This window comes from Shewanella sp. 5S214, assembly GCF_041439795.1.
GTDB lineage: Bacteria > Pseudomonadota > Gammaproteobacteria > Enterobacterales > Shewanellaceae > Shewanella > Shewanella vesiculosa.
This window is the reverse complement of record NZ_JBGOOV010000004.1, coordinates 133731-151172: the sequence shown is the minus strand read 5'-3', so window position 1 is coordinate 151172 and position 17442 is coordinate 133731. Positions and strand designations below refer to the sequence as shown.

15 protein-coding genes are annotated in these 17442 nt (G+C 43.9%); 5 read left to right on the top strand and 10 right to left on the bottom strand.

All coding sequences use genetic code 11. The annotated features are described in order from the left end of the window. Positions 1–73 precede the first annotated feature (73 nt). A complete protein-coding gene (locus tag ACED29_RS04050) occupies positions 74–2896 on the bottom strand; it encodes a hypothetical protein (protein ID WP_182696782.1) in 2823 nt (940 codons plus the stop codon). 230 nt (positions 2897–3126) lie between these two features. Further along, the gene (locus tag ACED29_RS04045) at positions 3127–3501 is read right to left on the bottom strand and encodes a hypothetical protein (protein WP_371697105.1); all 375 of its coding nucleotides are present in this window, start codon (positions 3499–3501) and stop codon (positions 3127–3129) included. A 303-nt stretch (positions 3502–3804) separates the two neighbouring features. Here ACED29_RS04045 and ACED29_RS04040 point away from each other — a divergent pair, with 303 nt between their 5' ends. Next, on the top strand, positions 3805–5013 hold the full coding sequence (locus ACED29_RS04040; protein WP_371697104.1) for a potassium/proton antiporter: 1209 nt from the start codon (positions 3805–3807) through the stop codon (positions 5011–5013). Positions 5014–5080: 67 nt separating this feature from the next. On the opposite strand, the gene ACED29_RS04035 is transcribed toward ACED29_RS04040, so the two are convergent. The 7 genes from ACED29_RS04035 to ACED29_RS04005 all read right to left on the bottom strand — a co-directional run bounded on the left by ACED29_RS04035 (position 5081) and on the right by ACED29_RS04005 (position 12664). Continuing rightward, complete coding sequence (locus ACED29_RS04035) at positions 5081–6298, bottom strand: TonB family protein (protein ID WP_371697103.1); 1218 nt, start codon at positions 6296–6298, stop codon at positions 5081–5083. Then, a complete protein-coding gene (locus ACED29_RS04030) occupies positions 6298–6672 on the bottom strand; it encodes a BlaI/MecI/CopY family transcriptional regulator (protein WP_371697102.1) in 375 nt (124 codons plus the stop codon). The genes ACED29_RS04035 and ACED29_RS04030 overlap by 1 nt, the downstream gene beginning before the upstream one ends. Positions 6673–6860: 188 nt before the next feature. After that, entirely contained in the window at positions 6861–10070 is a 3210-nt protein-coding gene (locus tag ACED29_RS04025; RefSeq protein WP_371697101.1) for an efflux RND transporter permease subunit, read from the bottom strand. Between the two features lie 16 nt (positions 10071–10086). Further along, positions 10087–11319, bottom strand: coding sequence for an efflux RND transporter periplasmic adaptor subunit (locus tag ACED29_RS04020; RefSeq protein WP_371697100.1), 1233 nt, complete (start codon positions 11317–11319; stop codon positions 10087–10089). Positions 11320–11503: 184 nt separating this feature from the next. Next, entirely contained in the window at positions 11504–11914 is a 411-nt protein-coding gene (locus tag ACED29_RS04015) for a hypothetical protein (protein ID WP_182755630.1), read from the bottom strand. 44 nt (positions 11915–11958) lie between these two features. Next, positions 11959–12135 (bottom strand): DUF3012 domain-containing protein, encoded by a 177-nt coding sequence (locus ACED29_RS04010; RefSeq protein ID WP_371697099.1) that lies wholly within the window; start codon positions 12133–12135, stop codon positions 11959–11961. A 163-nt stretch (positions 12136–12298) separates the two neighbouring features. Next, positions 12299–12664, bottom strand: coding sequence for an STAS/SEC14 domain-containing protein (locus ACED29_RS04005; RefSeq protein ID WP_124015177.1), 366 nt, complete (start codon positions 12662–12664; stop codon positions 12299–12301). Positions 12665–12985: 321 nt separating this feature from the next. Between ACED29_RS04005 and arfB the strand changes: the two genes are divergently transcribed. The 4 genes from arfB to ACED29_RS03985 all read left to right on the top strand — a co-directional run bounded on the left by arfB (position 12986) and on the right by ACED29_RS03985 (position 15502). Further along, positions 12986–13402 carry an alternative ribosome rescue aminoacyl-tRNA hydrolase ArfB gene (gene arfB, locus ACED29_RS04000; protein ID WP_124015178.1) on the top strand — a complete coding sequence of 139 codons (417 nt, stop codon included), beginning with the start codon at positions 12986–12988 and terminating at the stop codon, positions 13400–13402. Between the two features lie 156 nt (positions 13403–13558). After that, positions 13559–14005: a type II 3-dehydroquinate dehydratase gene (aroQ, locus tag ACED29_RS03995; protein ID WP_182696786.1), complete on the top strand. Its 447-nt coding sequence runs from the start codon at positions 13559–13561 to the stop codon at positions 14003–14005. Between the two features lie 18 nt (positions 14006–14023). After that, a complete protein-coding gene (locus ACED29_RS03990) occupies positions 14024–14419 on the top strand; it encodes a DUF3859 domain-containing protein (RefSeq protein WP_182696787.1) in 396 nt (131 codons plus the stop codon). 75 nt (positions 14420–14494) lie between these two features. Further along, positions 14495–15502, top strand: a complete 1008-nt coding sequence (locus ACED29_RS03985; protein ID WP_182696788.1) for a class I SAM-dependent rRNA methyltransferase — start codon at positions 14495–14497, stop codon at positions 15500–15502. Positions 15503–15643: 141 nt separating this feature from the next. Here ACED29_RS03985 and ACED29_RS03980 read toward each other — a convergent pair whose 3' ends face one another. Continuing rightward, positions 15644–17404: an alkaline phosphatase gene (locus ACED29_RS03980; protein WP_182696789.1), complete on the bottom strand. Its 1761-nt coding sequence runs from the start codon at positions 17402–17404 to the stop codon at positions 15644–15646. Between the last annotated feature and the right edge of the window lie 38 nt (positions 17405–17442).

Sequence of the window (17442 nt, the reverse complement as noted above, 5' to 3'; positions counted from 1 at the left end):
TGTATGCGGTTCAGAGATAGCCGCCCTTGCGAGCGGCTATTAATAGGTCACAGATTTAGTTCATCAAAGGTGATTACTGTGGAAAGTAAGCCCAACCTTGACGCCAGTCATTCTGGCCATCGAATGCACCAATAAAGTTGGTTGATTCGAAGAAGCTATCATCTGTACTTAAATCTTTACCTTTACCAAGTAGTGTTGTATCGGTTGCTGCTGGCATGCCGTCAGTGATAGTCACTGCCGTTGCAGAGTTACCTTGTTGACCCAAGAACCAGGTTTCAGTATTAATCGCGGTAGTACCTGAAGTCTTGAATGGCTCATTACAATCGATAATTGAATGAGACATCACTAAGGTGTTGTTATTCACGTTATCAACCAAGCTTGATACTGAACCATCTAGCTCTAAACACTCACCAGACTCAGTGTCAGCAGTACTACCTTTGCGGCCTTGCACCAGTACGTTGTATAACTCACCAGCAGTACCCACTCGAAGTAATATACCTTCGCCGTTGTCACCGCTAGCGTTTGCAGTATCTGTACCGGGTAGAATAGTGAAGTTAGCTAACTTAGGGGCAGAAACAGGGGTCGCTGCTGCGCCAGCACTGCTGCTATCAGCTTCAATACCGCGGTTTGCATTGCCGTCTTCATGAGTGATGTAGACAAACTGTGCTTTACCCGTCCAACCATTGGTCCAGTCTAAGCTGTCATCGAAGTTGGCTGTTAAGTAGACATATTTCAAGTTTACAGCACCGCCCCAAAACTCAACGCCATCGTCGCCGTTAGCGTGAATTTGAATATGGTCTACTTGAGTTCCGCTGCCTACTGCCGCAAATGAGATACCGTTCATTTCTTGAGTATCATTGACTTTAAAGCCAGCATACTTAACTACTACGTAACTGATTTGTCCGCTGTTATCTGCGTTGTCGTTACCACCATATGGGAAGTCACCGACTTCAAAAGATGCATCACAAGCCGTTTTATCTGGGCAGGTATTTGTTAAACCGTTACCTAAGATAACTAATCCACCCCATTGTCCGCGCTCACCAGTGGCACCGGCAATAACATCTTCTTCTGACGTCATTTCGATTGGGTGAGTAGCACTACCTTGAGCCATAATTTTAGAACCACGGCTAATGGCAATATAGCTGTTAGATGTCGCGAATAATTTAACACCCGCTTGAATTGCTAATGTTGCCGATGTGGTTTTATCTGCCCCGACAAGAACAGCGCCGCCATCAATTTTGTACATCACGTTCTGACCAGCAAGTAAGGTTGTGTTACTCAGAACATTCCCTTCTAGGGTACAAATAAGCGTCACTGATGCATCTTTATATAAACCCGCTGTCGCAGCTGAAGCTGTGGTGCCAACAGGACAAGAAGTTAACACCGGCAGCTCAGTTGGTGTTGGCGTCGCATCATCATGGATTGCTGTAGTCCAACCAGTCGTCCAATCATTTGTACCGTCAAATGCACCAATATACTGGGCATTCACTAAGCGAGAATCAAGGTTGCTTAAGTCAGCTTTACCACCGGTTAAGGCTACCGATGATGAATTAGGCATATAGTCAGTTAAATCTGCTGCAGCAACTAAGTTACCGTCTTGGTCGTTAAACCATGCTTCAACATCTAATGCCAATGTACGGCCTTCTGCTGCATCTGCCTTAGCATTTTTAAACGGCTCAACACAGTCAATTAAACTGTTCTGCATGATTAATTCTGCAGTATTGGCATTGTTTACTGTGTCGTCATCGTTAACTTCTAAACATTCGCCCGAATCAACATCACCTTTAACGAGCATGTTATAAGCATTAACACCTGTGCCTTTACGGAACAAAATGCCTTCTGCATCGTCACCGCCACTGTTAGTGCCGTTAGCGACTTGGATAGTGAAGTTGGCGAGTGTTGGTTTCGACATAGGTAATGCGCTTGCGTCGCTGTTACTGTCGGCTTCAATACCACGGTTAGAACCGTTATCAGCTTGACGAATATAAACGTGTTGTGCGCTACCTTGCCAACCGTTAGTCCAATCTAACGAGTCATCAAAGTTTTCTGTTAGTACGATATTGGTAACGGAAACATTGCCGCCCCAAAATTCAAAACCATCATCGTTATTCATGTGCACTTGTACGTGATCAACTTCAGTACCCGCACCTACAGCAGCAAAACTGATGCCGTTCATTTCTTGTGTGTCGTTAATTTTGAAACCACCAAACTCAACGCGTACATACTTGATTGAGCCAGAATTATCTTCAGTATCGTTACCGCCGTAGCTATGGTTACCCACTTCAAATGACGCTGAACAATTGGTTAAATCAGGACATGTGTTTACCGGTGCATTACCAAGCAACACTAAGCCACCCCACTGACCCGCTTTACCCTCTTGCCCTAAAGCGGTTTCAACTGAAGTAAATACGATTGGCGCAGTTGCTGTACCGTCGGCAATGATTTTTGAACCACGGCTGATCACTAAATAAGAATCGCTACCACCGAGTATTTTAGTGCCGGGCAAAATAGATAACTCAACCGAATTGGCGTTATCGCCACCGGCGATGACAGCACCATCTAGCTGCCAAACAACATCATTACCTAGTACAATTTTGTCGCCATCTTGGCCACCAGTAGTCACGGTTGATGCGGCGGTTGAAGGCGCTAATGTTCCTTTTAATACCCAAACTTCTTTTCCATCAACAGCAGTCATTGTGGTGCTTTTAGTTGCAAAGCCACTGTATGATTTTTCTTGAGCTGTCTGAGTTGGAGTAGTTGGCGTTGTTGGTGTGGTAGGGGTAACAACATCACTACCTGTATTGATATTAATATCGCCACCACAACCAGCGAGCCCTAATGTTGCAGCAAGAGCAGTAGAAAGTGCAGTCAGTTTAAAAAGATTTTTCAGTTCCATTATCATCTCCGGAGACGGATGTAAGCATGTGAGTAAGTTGGCTGGATGACAAACTAACCTGCAAAAATGACAAAGAGACTGCTTAAATATTACGCTTACATTTCATTAACATTTCAGAAATATTCAAGTTCAATGGTACTGCGGCTTAGAAGGGATTTTACTTGCGAAAAAAATTAACAAAAAAGACAAAGAAATAACTTAACAACTGTTTGCATAACAAATAATACTGGTTAATTGATGCTGACATATACTGCCCATAAGCCAAATATCAGCGCACTAACACCAGCAGGTCTGAACCAACTAATACAATGTGTACCGGCCCATAAAGCAAACATCTTATGATATTTCTCAGTCATAAAAACTAAAAAAACCGCAATGATAAACAGTAAGTTAGCTATAACCTCAAACACTAGCGGGAATGAAGTATTACTCGCATCGAGTAACAATGCTGCGCCAATCATTAACCGAGAAATGATCTCGACAGCATGAAAATATCTTTGGCGACTAAATAGAACAATAGCATCAGCAAAACCTTGTGGCTTAAGTAACATAAACAGCCCAACACAACTGATAATAACGCCCCAAACACTAATTAATATCGCCATGATGTCTCCACAATGCACTTCTATATGCAGATATTAGCACCAAATAATGTAATGAAAATGTGGCAAACCAATATTGTTGAGCAGGAAAAAAGATCTATCAATTATGATGAAAGCTAAAGTAGAGTGGCTCATAGCCGCTATTTATAAACTCTGATACCTGAACGCATGCTAGTTGGTGCAAATCACTGATGAGTTATAAATTAATATTAATAACTATTAATAAATACTCATAAAGCAAGTTTGGGCTAATTTAATGTTAAAATAGCCATTTAGTAACGTTTAAATTAGCCAAGGAGTGCCTATATGCCATCTGATATCATTATTTTAGGGATCTCTATTCTTATTGCTATTGGCATTTTGCTCCATCACCCTTCTAAGACATTAGGCCTACCCTCACTCTTAATTTTCATGGGTGTAGGACTTGCCTTTGGTAATGGGGAATTTGGTTTTGTATACGATGATCTGCAACTGACCTCGTTGATTGGCACTCTCGCATTAAACACCATAGTATTTGTGGGCGGGCTGAATACACCAATGAAAAATATTCAATTTTCTTGGAAAGAAGGCGGCATGCTGTCCACTGCCGGCGTCATCTTCACGACGATCATTTTTGGCTTTATCCTGAATGCCTTACTCGACTTTAACCTCATTACTTGCATGTTATTTGCGGCGGTAGTGTCATCGACTGATGCTGCAGCCGTATTTTCTATTTTAGAATCCAAAAAACTTAAATTAAAACACGGCACCGGCACTATTTTAGAATTCGAATCGGCCACTAATGACCCGGTCGCCTTGCTGATGGTTATCATGCTAACCGACTACATTATCAATAGTACTAACGGCGCTCCGACAACAATATCGATACTATTAAACCTAGGACAACAAATTGGTGTTGGGGCAATTATTGGCCTATTTATGGGTAAAATAACCGTTTGGACATTGAATCGTATCAAACTACCTGAATTTGGACTTATTCCTGTATTTATTTTGGCGACTTTTGCCATCACAGTATCTGGTACCGAAATATTAGGCGGTAACGAACTGATTGCGGTTTACATTACCGGAGTAATTATTGGTAACTATTTAAAGAAAGGTGCTGAAGTCAGTAAGCATTTTTTTAATGGGATTTCTTGGTTAGCGCAATCATTAATGTTTATTATTTTGGGCTTACAAATATTCCCGCAGCAGTTATTACCTGTGTTTATGGTGTCTTTACTGCCTGCTATCTTGCTTATTCTGGTGGCACGGCCATTAGCGGTGCAATTGTGTTATCTGCCCTTTAGGCAAGCAACTTGGCGCAAGCGTTTGTTTGTCTCTATGATAGGCCTAAAAGGCGCTACGCCAATTGTATTTGCACTGATCCCCGCTGCGGCAGGTGTTGAAGGTTCGCGAGAAATGATCCACATGGTGTTTTTTATTGTGCTGATATCGGTCATTGTTCAAGGCGCCGCCATCGAACCACTTGCCAATAAACTGGGACTCAAACTAAAGCCCAAACCGCCTCAGATTTAAAAATGATTCAATGCCCCATAACAATGAGGCATTGAATCATTTTCAGTATTGTCGATATGACGAAACCCTAATTTACTGTGATTCTCTCCACTGATTTTTCAGGCTGATGGATCACATAATCTAACTGTACTTGTACGTCTTTAAAACCATCTGCTGAAGTTTGATACTGCCACTGTTCAAGCGCCTCAACTGCCGATGCGTCGAACATTTGTTTTGGCGCTGACTTCATTACCCTAACATTACTCACTTTTCCTGCTGGGCTAATATCAAATATCATTTGCACATAGCCGTTGAGCCCTTCTTTAGCGGCATCTATTGGATAGGTAGGCTCAATTCTGATTACTGGCATTGCCATAGCATCAGTGTTGGTTTTAGCCTTAAGATTGTCACCTGCCAATGCCTGCTGATTAAACATAAAGGCACTCATACCAATAACCAAGGTCATTCCAAGCAAAGCTAGGGTGCTTTTTCCATGTTGCTTTTTCATCTGTAAGATCCTCTCTTTTAAGATAGTTTTGTCCCCATAAGGGGTGTGTAGCATGCTCAAAGGTGCATGCTGTGAATAGGCCAATAGTGTTTTGCTATAGGCAATTTTAGCTTGGGTTTTCATGTCGGCGGTCACTTGCGCATCACATGACAATTCTTGATCTTGTCTAAATCGGCGGTAGCTGAGCCACATCAAGGGATTGAACCAAAACAACACGGTTAAGCCATAAGCCAATATATTTATCCACAAATCACCACGTTGATAGTGATACATCTCGTGCTGAATAATGGCTTGCTGCTGGCTGTCATCGAGTTGCATAAAGCTATGAGGGACTAAAATACTGGGGGTGAAAAATCCCGCTAACATAGGTGATTCAATCTGAGAATGAACCAGCACCTTAAGCTTGCTAGAGCTTACCTCTAGCGGTTTTGCATCATTAATTAACCGTTGCAGATTGGCGTATTCCATTACGATATTAATCACTAATAAGGCAACCACTGCGGCGTAGAGATAAGGCAAATAGAGTTGATCAAGTAAACCTGCCGACAAGGCAACAGTATCATTCGCCAACACATAATATTGCTCGATGACTGAGACGCCATTACTGCTGCCAAACCAGCTAAAGTGCTGTGGTAATATCATTTGCAGTAAATCGGCAAAAACAAATAGCGGCACTGATATCCACATAAAATAGGTATAGTGCGCGCCAAGCTTAGACAATAAAAACCGATGTAATAGCAGTATTGCCAAACACACCATACTCAGTGAAAGGGTTTGTTCCATAAACCAATTGATCATCACTTTTGTTCCTTTTGCCAATCATCGAGTAAAGTTTGCAGGTCGGCGACATCTTCTGCCGACAGTTTGTTTTTCTGCGCAAATCCGGCAACCAATGGGGTTAACTTGCCGGCAAACATGCGATCCACAAAAGAAAGCGACTCTTTAACGGTATAGTCCTGCTGAGCGATTAACGGTGAATAATGGTAAACCCGCCCCTGTTTTTCAAAACTGACGGCTTGTTTTTTAACTAAACGATTAAGCAAGGTTTTCACCGTTTTCTCATGCATGTCATGGCTTTGTGCTAAGGCATCAACCACTTCGCTCGAGGTTAATGGCGACTGTTGCCAAAGCTGCTGCAACACCACTAATTCACTATTGCTGATCTCTTTCATGCTATACCGCTCATTTGTTGTTAAAACTTGTGAAGACAAAAAAAGGATTACAGACGTAATCTATTTGTTTAAATTACAGCTGTAATCTTAAATAAGCAAGCAGTTTTTTACATGATTTACTCATAAAAATGAAAAAGCCTAATCAGATGATTAGGCTTAAGATTGAAGTATTATTTAGCGAATAGACTTTATGACAATGATAGTTTATCGCGATACAACCACTGATAAACCGTAGGCAACACCAATAACGTCAAAGCGGTTGAGCTAAACAAACCGCCGATGATCACGACAGCTAACGGCTGTTGAATTTCACTGCCCACGCCAGACGATAACAAAATAGGGATCAGCCCTAATGCAGACGTCAGTGCCGTCATTAACACTGGACGTAAACGCCCTACTGTACCTTGATAAACACTGTCGTATAGGCTTTCAGTTGATGATTGTCTGCGCTGGTTAATTGAGTCCACCAGCACCACACCATTTAACACAGCAACACCAAACAAGGTGATAAAGCCGATGGAGCTGGGCACAGATAAATAGGTGCCAGTAGCATATAAAGCCACTACGCCGCCGATTAATGCCAATGGCACATTAGCCATAATCAAGGCCACTTGTTTGACTGAACCAAACGAGAAATACAGCAATAGGCCAATCAGTGCGATAGAAATGGGCACCACTAACATTAGCTTTTGTTGCGCTCGTTGCTGGTTTTCATATTGGCCGCCCACCACCACAGTATAGCCAGCAGGTAATGCAGCTTGCGGCACTATGGCATAAATATCATTGACCACCGAGCCCATATCACGCCCCGACACGTTGGCTTGCACCACCACGCGGCGCTGTACATCGTCACGACGAATATTCGGTGGCGCCATTTCAATCACCACATCAGCGAGATCGCCCAAACGAACAATCGCACCATTGGCGCCACTGAGGAGCAAATCTTCAATTGCATCAGGCGCATTACGATATTGCGCGGCTAATCGCAGGTTAATGTCATAACGAGCGTTACCGTCAATCACCTGACCAGCGCTGGCACCACCAATACCTTGAGTGACTAAACTCATCACCTCATCGACACTGATACCATAACGTGCAAGTACTTCACGTTTAGGCCGAACCACTAACTGAGCTTCACCGCTGACTTGTTCTAACGATACATCAACCGCCCCAGGAATGGCTGCGACTAAGTCTGTTAGTACCTGACCTTTTTCCGATAATATGCTCAAATCTGGGCCAAATATCTTAATCGCTAACTGCGCTTTAACCCCTGATAATAGCTCATCCACTCGAGTCGCAATCGGTTGTGAGAAGGTCAGCAATAACCCCGGAAATATCGCTAATCTTTGCTCCATTAAGCGCTGAAGCTCAAAGCGGTTACTTGCCGATGTCCATTGTTCTATCGGCTTAAGACCAATATAGATTTCAATATTACTCACAGGTTCGGGGTCGCCGCCAAGCTCTGGTGCGCCAATGCGACTTAAGGCATATTCCACCTCAGGAAACTCCAGCAGCATGGCTTCAATTTTAGGCGCGACGTTAATAGAAGTGGCCAAGCTTGCTGTCGGTGCCAGTGTGACGCGTAAGTTAATGGTGCCTTCTTCGAGTTCTGGCACAAATTCAGTGCCTAACTTTGGCAATAACAACATGCTTGATATAAACAACACTACAGCGGCTAACATCACCGATTTAGGGCTTGATAATACCAGTGTCAGAATACGGCGATAAACCGCATCAATGGGTGCCAGCACTTTACTTTGACGCACCACAACACCGCGTTTGAACAAGAATACCGCTAATGCGGGTACTGCAAATAATGCCACCACCAATGCCGCCATCATGGCTAAAATAATGCTAATCGCCATCGGCTGAAATAACTTACCTTCTACACCTTCAAGGGCAAATAACGGCATAAACACCACGATGATAATCGCTGTCGCAAAGAAGATAGGGCTGCACACTTCTTTGGCCGCCAGCATGACCCTAATCGCCATACTTTGGGTTTGAGCATCAGAGCCACTTTTACGAGTAGCATGATGATCACCATCAAGATGCGCAGCAGCATTTGGGTTGGCGCCAGTTTCAGCGCTAACATGCTTAAAGATGTTCTCAACCATCACCACAGAGCCATCAACGAGCATACCTATTGCGACCGCCAGACCACCCAAGGACATTAAGTTAGCCGACATACCATAATAAGACATGATCAATAACGCGATCCCGATCGACACTGGGATCGACAGCAATACCAACAAGGTGGCGCGGATGTTGACCAAAAACAACGCCAGAATAATCACGATAAACCCAAAGGCCATCAATAACGCTTCAACGACTGTGGTCACCGCTTGCTCGACCAAATCGGCTTGGTCATAAAACACCTCAAATGACACTCCTTTTGGTAAGGATTGCTCAATCAAACTAATACGTGAATTGATGTCATCAATGGTGGCTTTGGTATTGGCGCCCATGCGTTTAAGCACGACGCCAGCAACAACTTCACCTAAGGCTTGTACATCGGATGACGAGTTATTATCAGCTTGCCTGCGCGACATGGTCACTGCGCCGACTCTTATTTCACTACCAAATGCCACGTTAGCAATGTCGGCCACTCGAATAGGCGTGCCATTGATTTCGGTTAACGGAATGTCGGCAATGGCTTGTAAGCCAGCATCGCCTGCCGGCAATAAACCATAACCACGGACCACTAATTGCTCTTGGCCTTGGTCCATAAACCAACCGCCTGCGTTACGATTATTACTTTCCAATGCTTGGCTAACTTGGGTCAGCGACAAGCCATAACTGCGCAGTTTGTTAGGGTCAACTTGCACTTGGTATTGCAGCACCTCGCCGCCAAATGACAATACTTCGGTCACACCGCTTACTGGCATTAATATCAGCTTAACTAAGTAATCATTTAAGCTACGCAGCTCAGATGCGCTGATATGGGTTTCAGGTTCAGCCCGTAAAATGTATTGATAAATTTGCCCTAAACCTGAGGTGTTTGGGCCTATTTCAGGAGTGCCAACACCCGCAGGAATCGACTCTTTGGCAGCTTGTAGTTGTTCAAACACTTGCTGACGGGCAAAGTAAATATCGGTTCCCTCGGCAAATACCACTGTCACCAACGACAAACCAGTGCGCGATAATGAACGCACTTCAGTCACCGCGGGTAAGGCATACATAGCCGACTCGACCGGATAACTAATCAGTTTTTCAACTTCTTCGGCAGCCAAACCTTCAGCTTCTGTGTTAATGGTCACTTGCACATTAGTCACATCTGGAAACGCATCTAAATTTAGTTTTGGCAGCATGAATATTGAAGCCACAACCGCTGCGAGCAAGCTAAGTAAAACCAATAACCGCTTTTCAACGGCAATCTCAATTAATTTATATAACATGATGATGTCCTAGCGCTTAGTGATTGTGGATGTCAAAACCAGCTTTGGCTTGCTCAGATGCTAAGAAAAAAGCCCCAGAAATCACCACCCGAGTTTTCGGTGTTAAACCGCGAATAAAACTCAACCCGCGTTGACGCTCAACCACAGTCACCTCGACTGCACTGAACTTCCCCTCCTGCTCAATAAACACTTGCCAGTCGCCATCACCACTGCGAGTTAACGCAGCATCAGGCACAATAAAGCCAACCGATTTAACCTGCTTATCTTCCGCTAGGTACAATTCGGCAAACTCTCCTGCATGTAATTCATGGCCTGGATTTGCCATTCTCACCAACACTTGCTCGGTACGGGTTTGCGCACTAATTTCATGGGAACGACCAATAATAATGCCGTCACGAGTACGATCACCGACACGCACTAACACATTGCGGCCCATATCCACTTGATCCGCTTGTAGAGGCGTAAGCTCGGCCTGCACCCATAAATACGACTCATCGGTGAGTTGCATTAAAGGCGTACCCGCATCGAGTACCTGGCCTAACGTCGCGACATCTTGTTGAACTCGCCCATTGATAGGTGCTAATAACTGGAACTGGCCAATCGAACTCGGTGATTTAGCTAAGGCTTTAATTTGCGCGGGTGTCATCATGATGGCTTGTAAAATAGCTCGCTTTAACTCGGCATTCACTTCGATTTGCATCCGCTGACTGGCACTGATGGTGCCTGGGGTCATGCGCTTGATCCGATCCCATTCAGTGGCGGCATTAATGTAATCGGCTTGGGCAGCAGCAATGTCAGCACCACCTATGGTTAACAACGGCTGCCCCTGGGTGACCTGCTCTCCGGGCACTACATGACGCTTGAGGATCTGCATGTCTAGTTGCGGGGCTATGGTAATGGTTTTGTCTTTATCGACGATTAATTGCGCGGTCGCGACCGCCTGTAAATTAAACGCTTGTAGGCTCAATTCAGACACTTCAATTCCGGCTAACTGTCTTTGCTCAGTATTTAAGCTTAACAATAACTCTTGGTGGTCAGTTGCTGTAGATTCATTGCTTGCCTGAACAGGCAAGCTCGACAATAACAATAATGATGTCAATAACCCAGAACAGAGCAATAGCCCCCTCTGGCTATTTATCCATGCTGTTGACTGAGCAATGATAACGACACGACTCTTGAAATGAGGTACGGTAAATTCGGCATTTAATCCTGCCAATAAAGATAAAAGTGCTACTAATTTGGTTTTCATGGTCAATCCTAAAAACAATCTAGACCGTCGACAACCCCAGAGGGAATCAACGATAATCGGTTTAGCCACCAGCCTTAATAAGCGTCAGATAACGTTAAAATAAAATGCAAAAAAGTAGCACTCATTTACGCAATGTGAGCAGATCAAGGTGCAGATCTAAACAATAAAAAGCTGTTTAACAGGATTAAGCTATCGGAGGACGATAAGTCGGAAAAGATTCTGGAGCTAAGTAGTGCAGGCTAACATTGGCATAAGCATCATGAAAATGCTCATGGGTGATATTATCGCTAAGCATAGCAAGTGCCACATGACCGCCATGACACTGGCAATCTAAGCACACATCAACGCGCTCAATATCGGTACTACTGGCAGCATGCTGATGATCATCATTAACAGAATGAATACCTAAGCCGTCGAGCGCACAGGCACAGTCGACACATTCAGCAAGGGTAATCACTTCGGTGGTAAATTGCAGATGTGGGTGGTTATTTTGCTCTTCGTTACTGTTGCCCGCATGCAACTGATGCGCGCCCATGTTGGCGCCCACAAATTGAAGTAGCACAATGGCAATCAGTAATTTGGCTATACTAGCCATAAAAGGCAAAACGCGATAACTCAACCACCCACTCCTAAACAATATTATTTAAATACGCAGTGCTTGGCATAATTGGCAGCTTCATTAGCAGTCCAATCACCACTTTGTTTTTCTTTCATTTGCTTACACCATGCTTCACTACCCACTTCAGGGGCGCATGCCGTTAAACTAAGCGTTAACAATAACGCACTTGATACGGCAAAAAGCTTTGATAATGACATAAGTAATCCTGTTCTAGAGTAATCGATTAATACTAAGGCCTACTGACCTTTAAAGATGAATTTTGCAACAGTTGCTGATAATTTGCTACTAGCTAACGCTTATGATGAGTCATTTTCGCCATAAATAATCGTTAGCAATATAAAAGCTGCTACCACACGGCTTCTAGCACGCAGAACGTTTGGCAATCCAAGAGACAGCATCTTGCTTACGCTCTAATGGGAACCATGCTACTTCGCCTTGCATAAATGGCCCCATCAACCTAACCGAATTACCCACCCAATCAGGGCCACCGACAAACACTAGCGCATCAAACTCAGGTAACTGCACTTCACCACTGCCGGTTAATGAACCAAATTCCCAGCCTTCGAGTAATACATCTGCTTCAATATACAGACACACTTGATTCCAATCTTTACGGTAACTCTTAATGGCAGGTTGTAAACGGGTACGATAATCTTGTGCCGATAAACGGCCACTGACAAATAAACTAATCACACCCTTGGAAATATCGGGAATTTGACACAACATAACGGCAACTCCAGCCTTGTAATCAGGCCATAGAACAGACTTTATACGGTGATGTAATCGTGTAAAGCCACAATGGCGCTAATAATAGCAAAACTATTCTATTCATTTCATTAAATATGTAATAACTCAGAGGCCAATCAGAATTTTAGTTGCTCCGAGCCAACTGATCAGACTAGAGGTGGTCAAATGACAACACTGAAAAATTTGTCCAATTACGGTAGAATAGGCCAATACCACATAAAATAAACCCTCGTACTTTTGAAATATTAAGTATAAGAATAGGTTTATCGATAATCAATTTAAGGGGACGACCACACCCGAATGATACAAATTACTCAACGAGTCATATTGCAAGACAACGAAATTGAATGGCAATTTGTCCGCTCAAGCGGTGCGGGTGGCCAGCACATTAATAAAGTCTCTACCGCCGCTCAACTCACCTTTGATATTGCCTCATCGTCTTTACCTGAGTTTTATCAACAAAAACTGCTCGAAAAAGCCGACCATCGCATAACTAAAAGCGGTAAGATCATTATAAAGTGCCAGCAATCACGCAGCCAAGATTTTAACCGTCAAACGGCATTAGAACAGTTTATTGAGCTGGTAAAAAGCGTGGGTATTGTGCAAAAAGCTCGTATCCCTACCAGGGCAACAAAAGGCAGTCAAAAACGACGTATTGAAACAAAGAAACAACGCGGTGCCACTAAGGCAATGCGCCAAAATAAATCTGACTATTAATAAAAAGTGTCTCTTCCATCGCTCAATCGTTTAACCTTATGCGCGAGTTGAGCATTTTTTGGTTTACCTAATAACCGTCTTCGGTAAGAATGCTTGTTAACCGCTTTTGTGCTGCAGATTAAATCGACTTACTTTGCGATGTTTACAGGAACCATTATGAGCCAAACCCTAAAAATTTTATTGATCAACGGTCCTAATTTAAATCTACTTGGCCGTCGCGAACCAGGGCATTACGGTCACCAGACCCTGACAACTATTGTTGACGAGTTAAGCAAAAATGCGGCCCTAGCTGGCGTTCAACTTGAACATATTCAGTCCAATGCTGAGTACCAGCTTATTGATGCGATTCATGCAACTGATGCACAATTTATTATTATCAATCCTGCTGCTTTTACTCACACCAGTGTTGCTCTGCGCGATGCGATACTTGGCGTAGCTATTCCATTTATTGAAGTGCATTTATCCAACGTACATGCCCGTGAGCCATTTAGACACCATTCGTACTTTTCTGACAAAGCCCAGGGCGTTATTTGTGGCTTAGGCGCACAAGGTTATGAATTCGCGTTACAAGCGGCAATTAAACACTTAAATGATCAACACTAGAGTTAACAAGGGTAGCGCTTGAGTAAATTAAAAGCGGATGTCAGTATTATTTACAGTGGGATTTTTAGCCAGTGGGACAATAGTAGTGACGAGCTACCGCGCTTATTACAGGCAACGGTCCATGTGCCCGGCCTTATCGATACTGAATTTGGCTTTATCACTCGCATCAAAAAAGCCAAAAACCAGATACTAACTTACTGTATTTATCATCCTGACATTCCTGACGATGACGGTAACATTCGCCCACCGTTTGAGGGTGAAGTGTTTATCAAGGAAAATGATTGGCGCTTTTATCTGGGTGATTGCATCTGGGCGCCGGTTAACAACAAACTTGGTAACTGGCGCATGACATTAACCCTCAATGGCAAAATCATTGCCGACAAAACCTTTAAGGTATACCTGCCTGAGGAATAGTCTCTGCCGTAAGTTCACTAAATGGGAATGTTTGCTATAATCCGCGCCAATTGCCACACCATTTAACGAGCCCCCATGTCTATTCAAGCTGTTTTAGCCGATGCGCTAGCCAAACGAAGTGCTTTTTTTGAGCAAGCGTCCCACGATAAGACCGATTGTTATCGCGTTTTTCATGGCACTGTTGAAGGTGAAAATGGCTTAAACATCGACCGCTACGGCGATGCATGGTTAATCCAAACCTTTCACCAAACGCTAACGGCGCAACAACTTGAAGACATATCAAGCATCCTTAGCGCCCATGCTGATTTCCATATCGTATATAACGATCGCTCAGGCAGCCATTCTCGCATTGCTAACCATAGCGAAAATGAAGCCCAAGATTACTCACAATCACCCCAAGTTATCCATGAAAATGGTATAGCCTTTACCTCTAAATTACGTCATGAAGGTCAAGACCCACTACTGTTTTTAGACATGCGCATTGGCCGCGAATTTGTTCGCAACAATAGCCAAGATAAAACCGTATTAAATCTGTTTTCATATACGTGTGGCATTGGTATTGCTGCGGCAATGGGCGGCGCGCGACGCGTCATGAATGTCGACTTCTCATCGTTTGCATTGGCTGCTGGGCAAAAAAATGCCGAGTTAAATAATGTCACTGATGTGTGTGAGTTTGTCCAAAGTGATGCGTTTCCGGCACTGCGTCAATTAGCCGGTTTACCTATCGGCGGACGTCGTAATCAAAAACTGCCAAAATACCCAAAACTGCGCGCGACTCAATTTGATTTAGTGTTTTTAGATCCCCCGCGTTTTGCCAAGAGTGCTTTTGGTATAGTCGATCTGGTCAATGATTACCAAGGCCTATTTAAGCCAGCAGTGCTGACAACTAAAGCCGGTGGCACTATAGTTTGCTGTAATAATGTCGCTAAAGTGGATCGCCAAGCATGGTACGACAGCTTAGTGCGTTGTGTTGAAAAACAAGGCCGCACAGTCACTAGCAGCCAGTGGCTTCACTGTCACCCTGACTTCCCCGCCTTTGATGACAATCATCCATTAAAAATCGTCGCCTTGACGATAAATTAATTTTCGTTATCTGCTTTATGGATAATGCATTCAGCCACCTAAAGGTGGCTGAATGTTATCTCTCATATAAATGAGCGCTTATCGGTGAGTAAATCGGCGTAAATGGCCACGGCCTAAATTGCGACCATTATCCAAGCATTATTACACCGCAGTCACTTTAGGATTACCTGCTGTGCTGGTGGCGCTGAAGCCACGCGCTTCTAAACGAGCAAAGGTTTTATCTAAAATAGTATCTACATACTGCCAATCACTGCGCACTTCATCTTGCGTAAAGCTCAGCAATAAATAACCGCGGTCTTTTAAATTGGCATATTTAAGATCGGCAATCAAACTCACAATGGCGGCTTCTGTTGACGGCATTTCAGCATCTGACAATCCCAAATAATACTCAAGCCCAGGAGAAGATACCGAACTGGTGGCAAATTCTATTCCTACGACATCCCCGCCACTGTCAGTTAATTCACTCGCCCATGCATTGTGGGTATCACCAGCAATAACCACCAAGTTGTGATTTAACGATTTCGCGGTTGCTAAAATCACTTCACGCTCGTAAGCATAACCATCCCAAGCATCTAAATTATATGGAATAGCAGGTAATTGAAGCAGGGCCATAACCTCTGGAGTTAACCTAGCTTGGTTAGCTTGCAAATACGCTAATTCTTCTGCGGTTAATGTTGGGTCACTTGCTTGAGCGCGACCGGCTAATTGCGCGATTCCAGCTAACTCAGCAAACTGCGGAATACTCATTTGTTGGGTTGCAATAGCGGCTGGCATTAACATCTTAGCCATTAACACTTGCTGACCCAGTACTTGCCACTTAGCAGTAGACTGCAATAAGGTTTGCTGTAACCACAAAAGCTGTGTTTGGCCTAGCAAAGTACGGTTAGTATCCGTCACATCAGTTAAAAATGTGGCACTGTTAAATGCCCCTGTCGTGGCATCAATGTATTGGCTATATTCTAATTGCTTATCACGAGCCAATACCCGAGTATCGAGCATGTGCAAATCAACCAAATTACCGAAATTGAAACTTCTGTAAATTTCCTCATGGTTACCTTCACTCCATGGTCGAATAGGCAGCCATTCAAAGTACGCTTGCAGTGCGGCTTGTTTGCGCAGATCAAAATCACCTTCGCCATCGTTATGATTTTCGGCGCCGTCTTTCCAAGTATCGTTAGCGACTTCATGGTCGTCCCACACTGTGATAAATGGCACTTTAGCATGCAGTTTTTGTAAACTGGCGTCACTACGATATTGGCTGTAACGGGTGCGATAATCTTCTAGTAGAAATAACTCACCGGCCGGCAGAACTTCACGACCTAGCTCAACGGCATGCTCACTGGCATATTCACCACGAGCGTATTCATATAAATAATCACCTAAATGCACCACAGCGTCTAAATCATCTTGCTGCGCCGCCATTTCGTATACATTAAAGTAACCCGCGGGGAAGTTAGCACATGACATTACCGCTAGCTTTACCGATGCAACACTGCCCTCTGGTAAGGTGCGCGTTTGGCCAATTTCTGACACTGTATCGCCAGCTTTAAAACGATAAAAATACTGCTGTCCCGCTTCAAGTCCGACCGCGTCAACTTTAACGGTATAATCACGGTCTTTAGTCGTTGTCATTTGGCCGTTAGTGACTAACTGAGTAAACTTACTGTCGGTGGCAACCTCCCATGAAACGGTAACCTCAGCGTCAACATCAGGCGTAACACGGGTCCATAAAATCACCGCATCGGTGGCGGGATCGCCACTGGCAACACCTTGTAAAAACTGAGCCGATACTGCATCGTCATCATCACTACCGCAGCCCATTAATCCATACGACACGACTACCGCGCCTACGCCTTTGGCTGACATTGCCAGAAAATCTCGACGATTTACAAACCGTTTCATAGCCTATCCTTTTTATCGTTAGCTGTTATATGGCGATG

Coding starts and splice junctions, on each gene's coding strand:
- ACED29_RS04050 (WP_182696782.1), bottom strand. CDS start 2,896: ATGGAACTGAAAAATCTTTTTAAACTGACTGCACTTTCTACTGCTCTT.
- ACED29_RS04045 (WP_371697105.1), bottom strand. CDS start 3,501: ATGGCGATATTAATTAGTGTTTGGGGCGTTATTATCAGTTGTGTTGGG.
- ACED29_RS04040 (WP_371697104.1), top strand. CDS start 3,805: ATGCCATCTGATATCATTATTTTAGGGATCTCTATTCTTATTGCTATT.
- ACED29_RS04035 (WP_371697103.1), bottom strand. CDS start 6,298: ATGATCAATTGGTTTATGGAACAAACCCTTTCACTGAGTATGGTGTGT.
- ACED29_RS04030 (WP_371697102.1), bottom strand. CDS start 6,672: ATGAAAGAGATCAGCAATAGTGAATTAGTGGTGTTGCAGCAGCTTTGG.
- ACED29_RS04025 (WP_371697101.1), bottom strand. CDS start 10,070: ATGTTATATAAATTAATTGAGATTGCCGTTGAAAAGCGGTTATTGGTT.
- ACED29_RS04020 (WP_371697100.1), bottom strand. CDS start 11,319: ATGAAAACCAAATTAGTAGCACTTTTATCTTTATTGGCAGGATTAAAT.
- ACED29_RS04015 (WP_182755630.1), bottom strand. CDS start 11,914: ATGGCTAGTATAGCCAAATTACTGATTGCCATTGTGCTACTTCAATTT.
- ACED29_RS04010 (WP_371697099.1), bottom strand. CDS start 12,135: ATGTCATTATCAAAGCTTTTTGCCGTATCAAGTGCGTTATTGTTAACG.
- ACED29_RS04005 (WP_124015177.1), bottom strand. CDS start 12,664: ATGTTGTGTCAAATTCCCGATATTTCCAAGGGTGTGATTAGTTTATTT.
- arfB (WP_124015178.1), top strand. CDS start 12,986: ATGATACAAATTACTCAACGAGTCATATTGCAAGACAACGAAATTGAA.
- aroQ (WP_182696786.1), top strand. CDS start 13,559: ATGAGCCAAACCCTAAAAATTTTATTGATCAACGGTCCTAATTTAAAT.
- ACED29_RS03985 (WP_182696788.1), top strand. CDS start 14,495: ATGTCTATTCAAGCTGTTTTAGCCGATGCGCTAGCCAAACGAAGTGCT.
- ACED29_RS03980 (WP_182696789.1), bottom strand. CDS start 17,404: ATGAAACGGTTTGTAAATCGTCGAGATTTTCTGGCAATGTCAGCCAAA.